The 15,080-nt window shown below is 38.0% G+C and carries 18 protein-coding genes; 15 read left to right on the plus strand and 3 right to left on the minus strand.

Features of this window, described 5'->3' with window-relative positions:
* Position 1 precedes the first annotated feature (1 nt).
* Together BMX18_RS05120 and BMX18_RS05125 are read left to right on the plus strand one after the other, a co-directional pair.
* Complete coding sequence (locus BMX18_RS05120; RefSeq protein ID WP_093815419.1) at positions 2 to 295, plus strand: DUF4176 domain-containing protein; 294 nt, start codon at positions 2 to 4, stop codon at positions 293 to 295.
* Positions 296 to 588: 293 nt separating this feature from the next.
* Entirely contained in the window at positions 589 to 1,053 is a 465-nt protein-coding gene (locus BMX18_RS05125) for a DUF2798 domain-containing protein (protein ID WP_074625900.1), read from the plus strand.
* Positions 1,054 to 1,089: 36 nt separating this feature from the next.
* On the opposite strand, the gene BMX18_RS05130 is transcribed toward BMX18_RS05125, so the two are convergent.
* Positions 1,090 to 1,389: an ArsR/SmtB family transcription factor gene (locus tag BMX18_RS05130; protein WP_074482053.1), complete on the minus strand. Its 300-nt coding sequence runs from the start codon at positions 1,387 to 1,389 to the stop codon at positions 1,090 to 1,092.
* A gap of 230 nt (positions 1,390 to 1,619) precedes the next feature.
* Here BMX18_RS05130 and BMX18_RS05135 point away from each other — a divergent pair, with 230 nt between their 5' ends.
* The 13 genes from BMX18_RS05135 to BMX18_RS05195 all read left to right on the plus strand — a co-directional run bounded on the left by BMX18_RS05135 (position 1,620) and on the right by BMX18_RS05195 (position 13,408).
* A complete protein-coding gene (locus BMX18_RS05135) occupies positions 1,620 to 2,774 on the plus strand; it encodes an MFS transporter (protein ID WP_093815422.1) in 1,155 nt (384 codons plus the stop codon).
* A 28-nt stretch (positions 2,775 to 2,802) separates the two neighbouring features.
* Positions 2,803 to 3,321 (plus strand): chorismate pyruvate-lyase family protein, encoded by a 519-nt coding sequence (locus tag BMX18_RS05140; protein WP_093815425.1) that lies wholly within the window; start codon positions 2,803 to 2,805, stop codon positions 3,319 to 3,321.
* A gap of 179 nt (positions 3,322 to 3,500) precedes the next feature.
* A complete protein-coding gene (locus tag BMX18_RS05145) occupies positions 3,501 to 6,290 on the plus strand; it encodes a cation-translocating P-type ATPase (RefSeq protein WP_093815427.1) in 2,790 nt (929 codons plus the stop codon).
* Positions 6,291 to 6,369: 79 nt separating this feature from the next.
* The gene (locus tag BMX18_RS05150; RefSeq protein WP_093815429.1) at positions 6,370 to 7,551 is read left to right on the plus strand and encodes an Mbeg1-like protein; all 1,182 of its coding nucleotides are present in this window, start codon (positions 6,370 to 6,372) and stop codon (positions 7,549 to 7,551) included.
* A gap of 102 nt (positions 7,552 to 7,653) precedes the next feature.
* Positions 7,654 to 8,046, plus strand: a complete 393-nt coding sequence (gene nmlR / locus BMX18_RS05155; RefSeq protein ID WP_093815431.1) for a stress response transcriptional regulator NmlR — start codon at positions 7,654 to 7,656, stop codon at positions 8,044 to 8,046.
* Positions 8,047 to 8,069: 23 nt separating this feature from the next.
* Positions 8,070 to 8,393: a carboxymuconolactone decarboxylase family protein gene (locus BMX18_RS05160; RefSeq protein ID WP_093815433.1), complete on the plus strand. Its 324-nt coding sequence runs from the start codon at positions 8,070 to 8,072 to the stop codon at positions 8,391 to 8,393.
* A 15-nt stretch (positions 8,394 to 8,408) separates the two neighbouring features.
* Positions 8,409 to 8,834, plus strand: coding sequence for a cupin domain-containing protein (locus BMX18_RS05165; RefSeq protein WP_093815435.1), 426 nt, complete (start codon positions 8,409 to 8,411; stop codon positions 8,832 to 8,834).
* A 130-nt stretch (positions 8,835 to 8,964) separates the two neighbouring features.
* Entirely contained in the window at positions 8,965 to 9,819 is an 855-nt protein-coding gene (locus BMX18_RS05170) for a hypothetical protein (RefSeq protein WP_093815599.1), read from the plus strand.
* An 80-nt stretch (positions 9,820 to 9,899) separates the two neighbouring features.
* Positions 9,900 to 10,400 (plus strand): YkgJ family cysteine cluster protein, encoded by a 501-nt coding sequence (locus tag BMX18_RS05175; protein WP_021142109.1) that lies wholly within the window; start codon positions 9,900 to 9,902, stop codon positions 10,398 to 10,400.
* Positions 10,401 to 10,552: 152 nt separating this feature from the next.
* Complete coding sequence (locus tag BMX18_RS05180) at positions 10,553 to 11,605, plus strand: ABC transporter permease (protein WP_093815437.1); 1,053 nt, start codon at positions 10,553 to 10,555, stop codon at positions 11,603 to 11,605.
* Positions 11,606 to 11,614: 9 nt separating this feature from the next.
* Positions 11,615 to 12,298, plus strand: coding sequence for an ABC transporter ATP-binding protein (locus tag BMX18_RS05185; RefSeq protein ID WP_074601668.1), 684 nt, complete (start codon positions 11,615 to 11,617; stop codon positions 12,296 to 12,298).
* Positions 12,299 to 12,381: 83 nt separating this feature from the next.
* On the plus strand, positions 12,382 to 12,711 hold the full coding sequence (locus BMX18_RS05190; protein WP_074563462.1) for a potassium channel family protein: 330 nt from the start codon (positions 12,382 to 12,384) through the stop codon (positions 12,709 to 12,711).
* 10 nt (positions 12,712 to 12,721) lie between these two features.
* Positions 12,722 to 13,408, plus strand: coding sequence for a pyrimidine 5'-nucleotidase PynA (locus BMX18_RS05195; RefSeq protein ID WP_093815439.1), 687 nt, complete (start codon positions 12,722 to 12,724; stop codon positions 13,406 to 13,408).
* Between the two features lie 40 nt (positions 13,409 to 13,448).
* On the opposite strand, the gene BMX18_RS05200 is transcribed toward BMX18_RS05195, so the two are convergent.
* Together BMX18_RS05200 and BMX18_RS05205 are read right to left on the minus strand one after the other, a co-directional pair.
* On the minus strand, positions 13,449 to 14,120 hold the full coding sequence (locus tag BMX18_RS05200) for a Crp/Fnr family transcriptional regulator (RefSeq protein WP_074482065.1): 672 nt from the start codon (positions 14,118 to 14,120) through the stop codon (positions 13,449 to 13,451).
* 79 nt (positions 14,121 to 14,199) lie between these two features.
* A complete protein-coding gene (locus BMX18_RS05205; protein WP_093815441.1) occupies positions 14,200 to 15,066 on the minus strand; it encodes a LysR family transcriptional regulator in 867 nt (288 codons plus the stop codon).
* Positions 15,067 to 15,080: the final 14 nt, after the last annotated feature.

The raw sequence follows: 15,080 nt of genomic DNA on the forward strand, positions 1-15,080 counted from the left end.
AATGAGTACTTTATTACCTATTGGAAGTGTCGTGCAATTAGAAAACGGCAAAGTGAAATTAATGATTATTAGTCGTTTTCCACTTTACAATAATAATGGTGAGATAGGTTATTTTGATTATTCTGCCTGTCTTTATCCAAATGGAAATGTAGATAATCAAGCATACTTCTTTAATCAAGAAAATATCGAGAAGGTTTGGTTTAAAGGATATATTGATGAAAATGAAGAAAAATTACTGCAAAAATTTGAATCAGAGAGAGCCAATATCAAGTATCCTCGATTAGAATTGAAGTAGTAGATTAGATGCTCTAATAACGATGTTAAAGAATAAGCTTGTCATAATAAAATAGTGATTATAATTCCAGAAGTAAGCGTGTAAAACGTTTACTTTTATTTTTTCTTCAAAAAAACTTACGAAGAAAATTTTTTTATGGTAGACTGAATCCTGTTGACTGTAAACTGGAGTTGATTGGAGAAGTGTTGGAGTAAAAAATCCATTCAGGCACTATCCTAGCGGAGGACATTTTGTTGTACGCCGACCTAGGTTGAGGGTCGATAATCGATTATATAAAATGAATGGAGAATAAGATGCCTCGTAATTTTAAAGAAGCAATGGTGTTTACATGTTTGATGTGTGGAATGATGGTTTTTGGAATGAGTATTTGGAATTTAGTTGTTGCAGGTGCTTTTTCATGGCAACATGTCTTTTTAGGTTTCATTCCAGGATTTATCGTTGCTTTTATTTTAGATACTCTAATCGTTGGTCCAATTGCTAAGAAAATTGCTTTTGGAATCCTACCAAGTGGTTTAAAACACCAATTAGTAAAAATCCTTACAGTGTCAGGCTGCATGGTTCTTGGTATGGTAACTTGCATGTCACTTTATGGAATGATTTTTAGTCATGGCTTGTCAAATGTTAGTTTGGCTTTGTACGGTCGTACGTGGTTGACAAACTTTGTTGTTGCTTTACCTTATAACTTTATCATTGTCGGTCCAATTGCACGTTTCTTCTTGGGAGAAATTCAAAAACAAGGAATTTTGGCCGCAGAATAAGCATAAAAAAAGCTGGAGTAATCTCCAGTTTTTTTATTATAAATTATTAATTAAATCGGTTAATGAGTATTTTTCAAGAGTGTCATGGTTTAATCGGACAAATTTATTTTGCCCAGCTTTTCGGGTAATCGTTAGGCCAGCCTCGCGTAGAGTTTTAAAGTGGTAAGAGACAGCGGATTTGCTCATATTGAGCAATTCACCGATTTCACCACACCCAAGCTCACTTTCTCTCTTCGATAAGATACGAAGAATATTTAATCTGACTGGATCAGCTAAGGCTTTAAAAATTTTGATTAAATCTTCATCATTATAGTTAGAATATTGTTCAATAGTCATACGAAAATTGTACTATCGAAAGTTTTATTTGTCAATTTATTAAGTGTTTTTTTAATTTTCTGAAAATAAATCTTGACAGTATTTCCTTTGAGTAGTAATATTATTACATAATATTTCAAAAGTCTTTGAACTATTTAACTAGAGTGAGAGGAGATTGCAAATTTTTGATTGCTGGGTGATGCTGATAATATCAGCTTGCTTTTCAATTAATAGAAAGTGTGATTATAAAAATGAAAAAATATGCTTCCTTGTTCTTTTTAACAATGTTTATCATTGGAACAGATACGTTTTTGATTTCTCCATTGTTAACGACTTTATCTAGTCTTTATCATATTGATACGTCAATTTCTGGATGGATGGTTAGTGCGTATGCTATTGGTTATGCTCTATTTGCTTTGGTTTCAGGGCCAATTTCAGATGGAAGAGATCGAAAAAAAGTGATGGTCTATGGTCTATTAGCCTTTACGATTTCAACTTTTTTGTGTGGCTTTGCCAATTCATTTACTTTGATGCTTTTGTTTCGTTTTTTGGCTGGGATTAGTGCCTCTTTTGTGACACCTCAAGTTTGGGCATCGATTCCAGTGGTGGTTGATAAAAAACACATTGTTCAGGTGATGGGTTATGCAACTGCTGGTTTATCTGTTTCTCAAATGGCGGGTGTTCCAATCGGTGGTTATCTTGCGGGAATTTCATGGCGTGCACCATTCATTACCATTTCAGCGGCTTCTTTGGTCTTATTACTTCTTATCAATTTTTGTATGCCAAAATTGGAAATTGGAACGGGACACAGAATTTCCTTTACAGTAGCTTATAAAAATGTTTTAACGAATAAAAAATCCGTGTCTTATCTTCTAGCTTATTTTGTGTTTCAGACGGGATCATTTACAGCAATCACTTTTATTGCGACTTGGTTTAATCATAGCTTTGGTTTGTCTTTAGCTAATATTAGTACAGCAATTATTGCTATTGGTGCTGGTAATCTTGCTGGATCACTTTTGGGCAGTCATATTGTTAAACGTTTTGGTTTACAAAAGACATTTAAAACAGAACTGATGACACTTGTTATTCTTTACGTGGCGCTGTTATTTGTTCATCATTTTTGGATGGCAGAAGTATTATTGACTATTATTTATGTGAACAATGGATTTATTTTTCCATTATTTATGACAACATTGCAAAGTACTGTAGAAAATGCTCGAAGTACGATTTCATCATTATCAAATGCCGTGATGTATTTAGGAGAAACCATTGCGGGTATCGTTGGTGGTGTTTTATTTGAACAATTTGCAGGATTTTCTGGCATTGCTGTTTTTGCAGCAGTAACGATCGCTCTTTCGTTGCTATTGTATTATCAAGCAGGAGCTTTTAAGAAGGTTGATAATTAATGGTTCTTTGTTGTAACAAGGTGGGCAAATGAAAAGAAATTTGAAAAAGGTTCTTAGTGATATTTTATTTCAAAATACTGGATCAACTACTTCAATTTTAGAAGCGATAACGAATAAAACAGTTGAAGTAGAAATAATTCAAGAACGTATTATTTGCGATAGTGACTATTCTACTCAGTATAATTGGGGAGATTCTTTGGTTATGCGAGCTACAACATTAAAAGCTGGAGGTATTGACATCTCAAATAATATTGTTATTTATGATGCTGATAAAGTAAAGCAATTAGATGATTTTTGTGTTCAGAATTGTTCAATACCTATTGGTAAAATTTTAGAAAAAATTGATTACAGGAGAGTAAAAATTTTTTCTGGTTTAAGAAAGCCGGCTTATTTAAGCAAATACTGTGATTTTTTTAATCTAACAACTACAAAGTATCCAGTAAAAGAGTACCAATTTATACATAATGGTGAAGTTTATTTTCATATCATTGAGTTATATTTAGAAGAAAATTTACTTGATCTTTTGAATGATACGTTAATAATTTAGAGTATATTTTTAAAATACAAAAACATCTTAGATATATAGGTCTAAGATGTTTTTGTACACATATGAAATGTCTGTTGAAAATGCTTTGAAAAGCTGACTTCATTTATCTCTTTATTTTTAAAAAGTAGTATAATGGCCTTAAGAACGTGAAACCGTTTTTAGAAATCGAGGAACAAGTTATGACTGATAGAACACAAAAAAATAATGTTCAACTTGGCCTTGAAACTTACGCAGCAAAGGACGTTTATCAGGCCGCTGCTACGCAAAGCTCTGGACTAAGTCGAAAACAAGTTAAAGAACGTCAAAAACAATATGGTCCTAATCGGTTAAAAGAAGCGCAAAAAGAACCTATCATTGTGACCTTTATTAAAAACTTCACCAGTCTAATGGCGATTTTGCTTTGGGTAGGTGGAGCGGTGGCTATTTTATCTCATAGTGTTGAACTAGGGCTTGCTATCTGGTTTGTCAATATTATCAATGGGGTTTTTAGCTTTGTTCAAGAATATCGGGCTAGTCAAGCAACTCAGGCGTTGAAGAAAATGTTGCCTTCTTATGCGCGTGTTATTCGTGAGGGGCAAGAAGAAAAAGTCTTAGCTGAAGAATTGGTGCCTGGTGACCTTGTCTTGATTGAAGAAGGAGACCGTATTTCAGCTGATGGTCGTATTATCTTTGCGACTGATTTGCAGGTTAACCAATCTGCCTTAACCGGTGAATCAAATCCTGTTTATAAAAATAGCGAAGCTGATACTGACCCGCAAAAAACAGCTCTCGAGTATGACAATATGGTCTTTGCCGGAACGACTGTTTCATCTGGTTCAGCTAAAATGGTTGTGTCTGCAATCGGTATGTCAACACAATTTGGGCAAATCGCTCATTTGACGCAAAATATGACTGATGACAAGAGTCCACTTCAAAAAGAATTGGACCATTTGACCAAACAAATTTCGGTCATTGCCATTACAGTAGGTGTTATCTTCTTTATCGCAGCAACTTTATTTGTTCGTGAACCTTTTGCTAAATCTTTCATTTTTGCCCTTGGGATGATTGTTGCTTTTATCCCAGAAGGTTTGCTTCCAACAGTAACCCTTTCTTTGGCAATGGCGGTGCAACGCATGGCTAAGTCCAATGCCTTGGTTAAAAAATTATCGTCAGTTGAAACCTTGGGAGCAACCTCAGTCATTTGCTCGGATAAAACCGGGACATTGACTCAAAATGCCATGACAGTCAATCACCTCTGGCAAGTGTCTGGTCAATATGAGGTGACTGGCCTTGGTTATGCAGCTGAAGGTGATATCCGCAACAGCAATGGTAAGAAAGCTGCGCTTGTCGAAAATCAACCGCTGGAATACTTAGTCCGCTTCGCTCACCTCTGTAGCAATGCACAAGTCTTGGCGCCAAATGATGACAATCCTTCTTACACAGTACTTGGTGACCCAACGGAAGCCTGCTTGAATGTCTTGGCGGAAAAAGCTGGCTTAACCTTAGAGAAAAATAATGACTGGGCACCGCGTTTGAAAGAATTACCTTTTGATTCAGTGCGCAAGCGCATGACGACTGTTAACCAAGTTGACAGCTTAGTTGATGGCAGTTCTTTGGTGTCCATCACCAAAGGTGCTCCAAAAGAAATGGTAGAGCTCTGCCATTTTTACAAAGATCAAAAAGGTATTCATGAAATGACGGCAGACGTTCAAGCGAGAATCTTAGCTGCCAATGATGCTTTTGCTAAGGATGGTTTGCGGGTTTTGGCACTTGCTTATCGAACTTTGGAAAGCGACCAATTGACTCAAGAAGATGATTGGACACAAGAAACTCTTGAAAAGAATATGATTTTTCTTGGTTTGATTGCCATGAGTGACCCACCACGTGACGGTGTTCGTGAAGCTATTGAAAAATGCCATAAAGCAAGTATCCGTATTATCATGGTGACTGGTGATTATGGATTGACAGCTCTTAGTATCGCTAAGAAAATTGGTATTGTGCGTGGTGATGACGCGCGTGTGGTAACAGGTCTTGAGTTAGAAGAGATGTCTGATGATGCCTTAAAAGAAGCTCTTAAAGGTGAGATTGTCTTTGCGCGTGTGGCACCAGAACAAAAATACCGTGTGGTAACAGCTCTACAAGAATTGGGCGAAGTCGTTGCTGTAACTGGTGATGGTGTCAATGACGCTCCAGCTCTTAAAAAGGCTGATATCGGTGTTGCCATGGGGGTAACTGGTACTGATGTTGCTAAAGAGTCTGCGGATATGATTTTAACAGACGACCACTTTGCTTCCATCGTTGATGCGGTTGAAGAAGGACGTGCCGTTTACCATAACATCAAGAAATTCTTGACCTACATCTTTAATTCCAACACACCAGAAGCGGTACCGTCTGCATTCTTCCTTTTGTCACGAGGCTTTGTGCCACTTCCTTTGACTGTTATGCAAATTCTAGCAGTTGATTTGGGAACAGATATGATTCCAGCGCTTGGTTTAGGGGTTGAACCTCCAGAACCAGGTGTCATGAATCAACCACCTCGCAAGTTGACAGACCGTTTGTTAGATAAAAAATTGCTTATCAAAGCTTTTCTATGGTATGGCTTGATTGAATCAGCGCTTGCTATGGGGGCCTTCTTTATCACTTATCTCTTGCATAATGGCAATTTGACTGAGCTTGCTGGTTCAGGTCAACTTTATCAAGAAGCTACAACTATGACTCTTGGTGCTATTATTTTCTGTCAAATTGGTATGGTGATGAATAGTCGAACATCTGATCAATCGATTCGCAAGTTACAATTATTTGGTAATCCTTTGATTAATATCGGTTTGATTGTTGAATTGATTATTTTTGTCATTTTAGTTTATGTGCCTATTTTCCATAATCTATTCAATACCGCAAGTCTAGGTTTTTGGCATTGGGTATATTTGGTACTGTGTCCGTTTGTCATTGTTGGGCTTGAGGAATGGCGTAAGCGCATCATGCGGAAGTAGAATGACTTGCTATTGTGGTCTGGTTTTTCCTTGACACTCTTTGCAAATCTCTGTAAAATTCAAGAGTTAGGGGAGAATTATGGCAACAATTAATGATTATTTAGACTGTAATGGTAGTCGTACGTTTGACGAATTTGCATTTAACGAAGCTGATATTTTATGTTTAAATGAGCTTGGTTATTTTTGCTTTGAAGAGTTGGATGCGTCAATTGATTTTAAAAAGACCGTTAATCTACATGAGGTCTTATTACCTTATATCACAGGAGAAAAGACCTTTAGTCATAGTTTTTTAGTGACTGAAGAGCGGATTAACCTCTTGCAGAAAGTTGTGGCTTCAAAACGTTTTGCCAATTTGAATTTGTCTGATTATGTCAATGACGTTGATGCGGAATACGAAAGACAGTTTTCAGCTATGGTCTTTACTTTACCTGAAATTAACCATCATCAGCTGGTTTTTCGCGGGACAGATGATACCATGATTGGCTGGAAAGAGGATTTTAAACTGACTTATGTTCAAGAAATTCCTGCTCACCGAGCAGCGGTTGCTTACCTTGAACGTTATTTGGAAGAACATTCTGGCAAGGTTACCGTCAGCGGTCATTCTAAGGGTGGAAACTTGGCCCTTTATGCTGTGGCCCATGTTAATGACCTGCTTCGTGAGCAAATCGAAAAAGTTTATATGCTTGATGCGCCAGGTTTGCAAGAAAAAGGTCTTGAAAGTGATGGCTATAAGGCGATTCGCGAGCGCGTGACGGTGATTCGACCAGAAGAATCTATCGTTGGCATTATGCTTTACAACGACATTGAGCCGATTGTGGTTAAGAGTAATGCTTCAGGCATCATGCAGCATGCCCTTACGTCGTGGCAATTTAATGAAGAAACAGGTGAGCTAATCTTAGCTGAGCGCCAAACTGATTTAAGCCAAAATCTTGAGAAGACTTTCAAGCAATGGATGAATGAATTGTCTAGCCAAGAATTGAAAATACTTTTTGACACACTCTTTGATACTTTGATGTCAAGCGGAATTCATAGCATCAATGACGTCACAATCGACCGAGAATTTGGAACCAAATTAGCCACCAGCATTGCTTCCTTTTATTCTATCGGAACAGAGAAAAAGCTCTTGCTAGCTAAATCAGCTAAATTATTCTTGCAAGCCTTTGTTGGGCACAGTCGCTTGGGAAACTTTAGCAGAGATAAGATAAATTTATCGCTACCTGATTTCAATAGTCTTTTGTCACGTTTAGATAAGAAGAAATAAGAGTAAAAACTTGGGTTTTCCCAAGTTTTTTTGTGCGATTTGCTTGACTTGGAGTTAACTCTAAGGTATATACTGTGTTAGAAAGATGAGAGGAGATGAGTTATGAATATCAAAAAAGTCAGTGAGCAAACGGGCGTTTCAGCAGACACTATCCGCTATTATGAGCGTATTGGATTATTGCCTCGAGTGCGCCGAAATAAATCTGGTGTCAGGGATTTTTCTGAACAAGATATTGCTGCTCTTGAGTTTATTCGTTGTTTTAGAAGTGCTGGCATGAGCGTAGAATCTTTGATTGAATACATGAGTTTGGTTGAAGAAGGTGAAGGCACGGAAAAAGCACGAATGAAAATTTTAGAAGAACAACGCGAAAAATTAATTTCTCGTATTGCTGAACTGCGAGCTGCCAAAGAACGACTAGATTATAAAATTGAGAATTATAAAAACATCATTTTGAAAAAAGAAGAGAGTCTTTTTGAAGAAGGAACAGCTGATTAAGCGTTTAGAAAAGAGGAGTCAACATGACAATTAAACAAACAGCAGGACGTGACCAATTGGGTGAATTTGCACCAGATTTTGCGCATTTTAATGATGACGTACTTTTTGGTGAGAACTGGAATAATAGCGATATTGACCTTAAAACACGTTGTATCATCACGGTTGTAGCTCTTATGTCATCTGGTATCACCGACAGTTCTCTTGTTTATCATTTACAAAATGCTAAGAACAATGGTGTTAGCAAAGCTGAGATTGCTGCTGTTATCACACACGTAGCTTTCTACGCAGGTTGGCCAAAAGCTTGGGCAGTCTTCAATCTTGCAAAAGAAGTTTGGAGCGAAGATTAAGTGAGGGAGAAATCGATGACAGATAAAGAACTTTTTGATAGAGAAAATGTCTTTGGAAAAGGGCGAGCAAACGACGCATACGCACAATATTTTGATGGCAATTCTTTCCTCAATCCCTTGGTTGATGCGGAATCACCACTTCATTTAGCAAATGTGACCTTTGAGCCAGGATGTAGAAATCACTGGCATATTCACAAGGCTGACAAAGGTGGCGGTCAAATTCTGATTTGTACCGCAGGTCAAGGTTGGTATCAAGAAGAAGGTAAGAAAGCTGTCAGTCTTGAACCGGGTAAAGTTATTGTGATTCCAGCCAATACAAAACACTGGCACGGTGCTAAGAAAGACTCATGGTTTAGCCATATTTCGCTAGAAGTCCCAGGTGAAAATACCTCAAACACTTGGCTAGAAGCAGTAAGCGAAGAAGATTATAACAACCTATAAAATCTAATTAACCTTTTACTCCTAAAACCAAAAAATAATCCATTCAATAATAACGTCCAAGAAATAGTTTGGGCGTTTTTTGATACTACTTATCGTGACAATTTCTTTTGACCATGTTAAACTAGAAATCATGATGCAAATGAAACACACGAGATTGGTTCGGGCTGGCAAGTTTTTAAAACTCTTTAAAAAAGATACTCAATACGCCACACCGATTTTTAGAATAGACCAGAAACGAAAAAATTTACAATTTGTTATTGTTTTTAAATTGGATGAGTCGGCTGATTTTTACGTGCTTAATCGCTCGGAAAAAGGTTATAGCAAGGAATTAAAACGTATCAAGGTGTTTACGACATCGATGCTTTACAATGCCATGATGTCTGTTCCGATTAAGGCGCGTGAGACGATTCAGATTTTACAAGTCCCAAGTAGTCGAGATGACCAAAAAGATTATATAACTTATTATAATCAAGCAGCTATGGATTGGATTGCATACGGGAAAAAAATTGATGATGTTTATGATCCCTTTCGTGATGCGCATTCGGCGCTTTTTCACTCAGATGATTCTGACAATGCCATCTCTTACGATGATTATCAAGGGATTCAGGATTTCCATCCTTTTTCTCTTTTAGATAATCAAGCCGTTGCTCTGCCGTGCTTTTACCAAGACCCGATAAAAAACAAGCAAATAGCTCTGCAATTGATGGGCTGGTATTATCACGGGCAGCAGCTCAAAATCAGCTGGAAACCAGACAATCAAGCAAAGTCGCGTTGGCGTTCCTCAGTTGTTGCCATTGACCGAAAGACTCGCCGCTATTTCTTTCAAGGAAATATTTATCAAGAAAAGGGAACTGACCCCGTCTTTTTAGAGAATCTTTCATTTGATTGTGATTTGAAAAATAGCAGAGCAGCAAAAGCAGAATTTGACAGATTTATTCGAGAGATAAAAGAACAAGAGCGCGTGGCTTTGTTAAAGCTGCGCTGACAATCAAAGAGGTTTTTGAGTCCTCTTTTTATTTGTGCTATAATATTTTCTGACTGAAAACAATATTAGAAAGTATGAAAATGACAGATATTGACATTGAACGTTATCATGAACTAGCTCAACAAAAACAAAAAGAACACCGCAAATTTTTAGCAACACTCAAGAAAAAAGCTCCTAAAAATCTTGATAAAATCACTCAAGAAATTCACACAGAAGTTTTCAACGAGATTGATTGCACCAAATGTGCTAACTGCTGTAAAAGCTTAGGTCCGCTCTTTACCGAGGCTGACATCACGCGTATCTCAAAAGTCTTTCGCATGAAACTTGGCGTATTTGAAGACATGTACCTTCGTGTTGATGAAGACGGCGACAAAGTCTTTCAATCAATGCCTTGTCCATTTTTAGGCGATGACAACCTTTGTACCATTTACGACGTGCGCCCGAAAGCTTGCCGTGAATTTCCACACACAGACCGCAAAAAAATCTATCAAATCAATAATCTAACCATTAAAAATACCCTTTTCTGCCCAGCAGCCTACCTCTTTGTTGAAAAACTCAAAGAACGATTGGAAGGGAAATAAAGATTTAGAAAGCATCTCATTTTGAGGTGCTTTTTTCCTATCCCTTGCTGTGTCTGGGTTTTCATGAAAACGGTAAAATTTGCAATCAAATTAATGTACTTTACTTGAAAATCATAGTAAGCTAACAGTAATCGAAATAGAGGAGGGCACTTATGTTTTTAGCCTGGAATGAAATGAAACACTCGAAGCTGCGTTATGGATTAGTGATTGGAGTGATTTTCTTGATTGCTTACTTGGTCTTTTTCCTGACGGGCTTGGCTAATGGTTTAGCCCAGACCAATCGCTCGGCGGTTGATTCTTGGAAAGCTGACCATGTTATCTTAAGCGAACAAGCTAATAAAAATTTACGTTTGTCACGCTTTTCTACAGCCTTAGCAGATGAAGTCAAGGCAGACCAAACTGCTGAATTGACACAAGATTCAGCGACCATAAAAGCTAATGATAAGTCGAAGGTGAATGTCAATTTATTTGCCATTAAGTCAGATGAATTCTTACGACCAAAGCTTAGTGATGGAAAGATTTTCTCAAAAACTGGACAAGTTGTAGCAGATAGTAGTTTGAAAAAAGCTTATCAACTAGAGATTGGTGATGAGATTATTCTTGGAGATAGTGGCAAAAAGTTGACTATCACTGGTTTTACGGATAAGGCTAGCTTTAATGTGCAACCTGTTTTGTATCTGAACAAGGACACACTGACAAGCATTCTCGGTGATAATAGCCAAGCTACTACAATCAGTGCTCTTGTGGTTCGTGGCAAGGTTAATCAAGTTCCAAAAGGGCTTGAAAGCATGACCACAGCAAGCTTCATCGAGAATCTTCCAGGTTATAAAGCTCAAAATCTGACCTTTTCTTTCATGATTGGCTTTTTAATCGTCATCGCTGCTATCGTGATTGGGATTTTTATCTACATTTTGACCCTTCAGAAGAAAGAAATTTTTGGCGTCTTAAAAGCTCAAGGCATTTCTAACGGCTATCTGTCACGAATGGTTTTCGCACAGACCTTCATTCTGGCGCTCTTGGCAGTTGGGTTAGGGCTTTTGGTGACAATGGCTAGCGCTTTAGTGTTGCCAACTAGTGTGCCTTTCCAGATTAATCCCATTTTCTTTGCAGGCATCAGCGTGCTGATGATTCTTATCGCTGTGTTTGGTGCCCTTTTCTCAGTGGTAAGCATTGTCAAAGTTGACCCTTTAAAGGCAATCGGTTAGGAGATAATCATGACAGCAATTGAATTAATCAATATCAAAAAATATTTCAAAGATGGCCCAGAGCAAATTGAAGCTTTGAAAGAGACAAATTTGACGATTAACAAAGGTGAATTTGTCGCAGTGATTGGCCCATCAGGTTCTGGAAAAAGTACTTTTTTGACCATTATCGGTGGGCTGCAATCACCGTCACAAGGTGAAGTGAGATTGAACGGCCAAGCTTTTAGCCAGAAAAAGGAAAAAGCGCGTGCTAAGATGCGTTTTGACCAAATCGGCTTTATCCTGCAAGCTTCCAACCTAGTGCCCTTTTTAAAAATCAAAGACCAGCTGCGCTTGGTTGACAAGGTCGATAAGAAAAAGCAGCGCGAATCAATTGACAGCCTTTTTGACCAGCTGGGTATTGCCAGTATCGCAAACAAATACCCTGAGGAAATTTCAGGCGGACAAAGGCAACGAGTGGCTATTGCCAGAGCTTTGTACAATGATCCGACTATTATTTTGGCTGATGAACCAACAGCGAGTTTAGACACCGAAAAAGCTATGGAAGTTGTCAAAATTCTAGCCGATGAAGCCAAAGAAAAGAATAAAGCAGTCTTAATGGTTACACACGACAGACGCTTAGTTGCTTATTGTGACCGATTGTTGGTCATGGAAGACGGCTTTTTACGAGAAGAAGAGATTGCTACTTATCAGTAGTAATGTGTCTTGAGATGCGATGTGTGATATAATGAAGTCAAATCTTACTGACTTAAAAAAGGGTCGTTAGTAAAGGAGACGTCATGATAACTTTTTTCTTGCAAATGCGTCGGACATTGCGTGTCTTATGGTCACTCTTTAAGGATGATGAAACCAGGGGAATTGCTGGTGTCACAGCTGTTTTATTGCTTAGTGGGACACTTTTTTATGCACACGTAGAACATTTTACTTATTTAGATGCCCTTTACTTTTCATTTACAACTTTAACAACGATTGGCTACGGGGATATTTATCCCGTCACAGCGGCTGGAAAGATTTTTACCATGGCGTATTCAGTTGTCGGATTAGGGGTTATGGGGAGTTTTCTAGCTGTTGTGGTTAAAAAATTGGGTCAATTGGATAGAAGAAAGTGAGAGAATATTTGTGACTTACCGTGATTTATTGTTTGATTTGGACCATACTTTGCTTGATTTTAACGCGGCAGAAGATGTTGCTTTGACAGAGCTTTTGACAGAGGCGCGCGTGGGTGATGTTGAAACTTACAAAGAAGTTTATATTCCTATGAATCGTAAACTTTGGAATGATTTAAGCTTGAAAAAAATTACCAAAAAAGAATTGGTGGACACGCGTTTTTCTCGTTTATTTGCGCATTTTGGGCACGAGGTTGATGGTCATGCCTTTGCCATGCGCTATCAAGATTTTCTTAGCCAACAAGGTCAGATTCTTCCAGGAGCTGATAAGCTTTTAGACCAGCTAAATCAAGAAGGTTACCGCATTTTTGGTGCAACAAATGGTATCACCAAGATTCAAACTGGTCGTATGGCCAATTCAGGGATTAAAGATTATTTTGAGCACGTCTTTATCTCTGATGAAGTTGGTTATCAAAAGCCTGATAAAGGTTTTTATGATGCGATTTCTGGAGCCATTTCACGATTTAATCATGACAAAGCTTTGATGATTGGTGATAATTTGCTGGCGGATATCCAAGGTGGCAATAATGCTGGCATCGATACTGTCTGGTATAACCCAGATAAAAAAGCCAACCACACCGCAGCCAACCCTACCTACACCGTCCACAACTATCAAGAATTGTTAAAATTATTACGATAAAAACAAAAAGCTAGGAGTTTCAAACTTCTAGCTTTTATCTTTAATAGTCGATTTTGCGTTCTTCGGTGATTAGTTTTGCCATTTGATCAGGATTTATAATATGAATCTGATGGCCTGTTTTTTCAATCATTTCTTCAGCGCGAAGTGCTTTTACCATTCGTGCAATGGTTACTGAGTGCATGCCTAGGTAGCAGGCGATTTCTTGATAGGTAAAGAATGTGTTTAAGGCTAGATTACCAGCTTCACACGGTTCAGCCTGATCAAGTAAGAAGCGACAAAATTGGACCAAAGCGGGTTCATTTTTACTACTGTGAAAATGTTCCATGAGATAAATATGATTTTCTGTCAATGTATTTAACATCAGGCTAACAACTGAAGGAAAGCCCAACAATTCTTGAAATTGACGATTAGAGATGCGGTAAGCCACGCAAGGCGTTTTAGCAACAATTGAAAACGATTTTTTCCCGTAATAGTTCAAATGTAGCGTGTTCATCAATGGCACGAAGCCGACAAATTGTTGCTTTTTAAAGTAAAGGTAGGTTGTTTCTCTACCATCGCAAGAAATAGATGAAAGAGCACAAATGCCTGAAGATAGGATATAAATATCACCGCTTGTTTCGCCAGCGACGGATTGTGCGAGATTATCTCCCTTTTTAAAGGTCACACGTTCGCCGTATTGATAAAGTTCTGTAATATCTAGTGTAGAGTGCATAATTGCCCTTTCTAAAATTAACATAGGCTATATAACTATATAGTTTACGTTAAAAAAGCGTTTTTATCAAGCTAAAAAATTAGAAGAAGAGCTTAAAAACATCTTGATAATGATGTTTGAAGTGGCTATTTTTGCGCCAAATAAAGGTAAAATCATGGCTCATGGCAGGAATATCCAAAGTGATTTTTTTAAGTTTGCCTGCTGAAATTTCTTTTTGAACCACGCTTTGGTAGACAAAACTAATCCCTAGATTTTTTTGGACCAGCTCACAAATGGTATTGAGGCTGCCAATTTCGGTGATTTTGCGAAAATCTGAAATAGTCAGGTTGGCTTCCTTGAGCGTGATTTCAAGCATTTCGCGTGTTCCAGACCCTTGCTCGCGAACGATGATAGGATAGGCTAGTAGGTCTTCTAAAGAATAGCTACCGCTTGCTAGGGGTGAGTCGGGAGAAGCGACAGCGATAAAAGGTTCTGTGCGATAAGGCAGAAAATCATACTTTTCTTTTGAAAAGAATCCTTCAATCAAGGCAAAATCAATCTGCCCATTATCAATAGCCTTCAATAGTGTCTCGGTATTATCCACCAGCATTTTGACTTGAAAGTTTGGATGATTTGCCAAAATATCCACTAAAGAATCAGTCAAAACATACTCACCAATGGTCAAAGTCGCCCCAAAATTTAGCGGTTGCAAATCTTGCTTGAGGTGTGTCTTAAAATGCTGAATATCAGTATTCATGGTAGTCAGTAAATCAAGCAATTCTTTACCACTTTGAGTCAGTTGACAATGTTTGCCAGAAAACGTGAAGAGTTTGGTTTGATATTCTGTTTCCAAAGCTTTGATATGCTTAGTGACAGCAGGCTGAGTGATATGCAGTTCTTTTGCGGCTTGGGTGAAATTAAGCGTTTCGCAGACTTTCATAAAAGTAAACACACGATAATCAAGCATGACAAATCTCCTTT

Origin of the sequence: Streptococcus sp. 45 (genome assembly GCF_900108865.1) — a bacterium.
GTDB lineage: Bacteria > Bacillota > Bacilli > Lactobacillales > Streptococcaceae > Streptococcus > Streptococcus ruminicola.

Excerpts from the sequence above, each read along its gene's own strand:
- BMX18_RS05150 (WP_093815429.1), top strand. The coding sequence starts at position 6,370 with ATGGCAACAATTAATGATTATTTAGACTGTAATGGTAGTCGTACGTTT.
- BMX18_RS05135 (WP_093815422.1), top strand. The coding sequence starts at position 1,620 with ATGAAAAAATATGCTTCCTTGTTCTTTTTAACAATGTTTATCATTGGA.
- BMX18_RS05190 (WP_074563462.1), top strand. The coding sequence starts at position 12,382 with ATGATAACTTTTTTCTTGCAAATGCGTCGGACATTGCGTGTCTTATGG.
- BMX18_RS05145 (WP_093815427.1), top strand. The coding sequence starts at position 3,501 with ATGACTGATAGAACACAAAAAAATAATGTTCAACTTGGCCTTGAAACT.
- BMX18_RS05205 (WP_093815441.1), bottom strand. The coding sequence starts at position 15,066 with ATGCTTGATTATCGTGTGTTTACTTTTATGAAAGTCTGCGAAACGCTT.
- BMX18_RS05160 (WP_093815433.1), top strand. The coding sequence starts at position 8,070 with ATGACAATTAAACAAACAGCAGGACGTGACCAATTGGGTGAATTTGCA.
- BMX18_RS05175 (WP_021142109.1), top strand. The coding sequence starts at position 9,900 with ATGACAGATATTGACATTGAACGTTATCATGAACTAGCTCAACAAAAA.
- BMX18_RS05120 (WP_093815419.1), top strand. The coding sequence starts at position 2 with ATGAGTACTTTATTACCTATTGGAAGTGTCGTGCAATTAGAAAACGGC.
- BMX18_RS05125 (WP_074625900.1), top strand. The coding sequence starts at position 589 with ATGCCTCGTAATTTTAAAGAAGCAATGGTGTTTACATGTTTGATGTGT.
- BMX18_RS05140 (WP_093815425.1), top strand. The coding sequence starts at position 2,803 with ATGAAAAGAAATTTGAAAAAGGTTCTTAGTGATATTTTATTTCAAAAT.
- BMX18_RS05180 (WP_093815437.1), top strand. The coding sequence starts at position 10,553 with ATGTTTTTAGCCTGGAATGAAATGAAACACTCGAAGCTGCGTTATGGA.
- BMX18_RS05200 (WP_074482065.1), bottom strand. The coding sequence starts at position 14,120 with ATGCACTCTACACTAGATATTACAGAACTTTATCAATACGGCGAACGT.
- BMX18_RS05130 (WP_074482053.1), bottom strand. The coding sequence starts at position 1,389 with ATGACTATTGAACAATATTCTAACTATAATGATGAAGATTTAATCAAA.
- BMX18_RS05185 (WP_074601668.1), top strand. The coding sequence starts at position 11,615 with ATGACAGCAATTGAATTAATCAATATCAAAAAATATTTCAAAGATGGC.
- BMX18_RS05165 (WP_093815435.1), top strand. The coding sequence starts at position 8,409 with ATGACAGATAAAGAACTTTTTGATAGAGAAAATGTCTTTGGAAAAGGG.
- BMX18_RS05170 (WP_093815599.1), top strand. The coding sequence starts at position 8,965 with ATGATGCAAATGAAACACACGAGATTGGTTCGGGCTGGCAAGTTTTTA.
- nmlR (WP_093815431.1), top strand. The coding sequence starts at position 7,654 with ATGAATATCAAAAAAGTCAGTGAGCAAACGGGCGTTTCAGCAGACACT.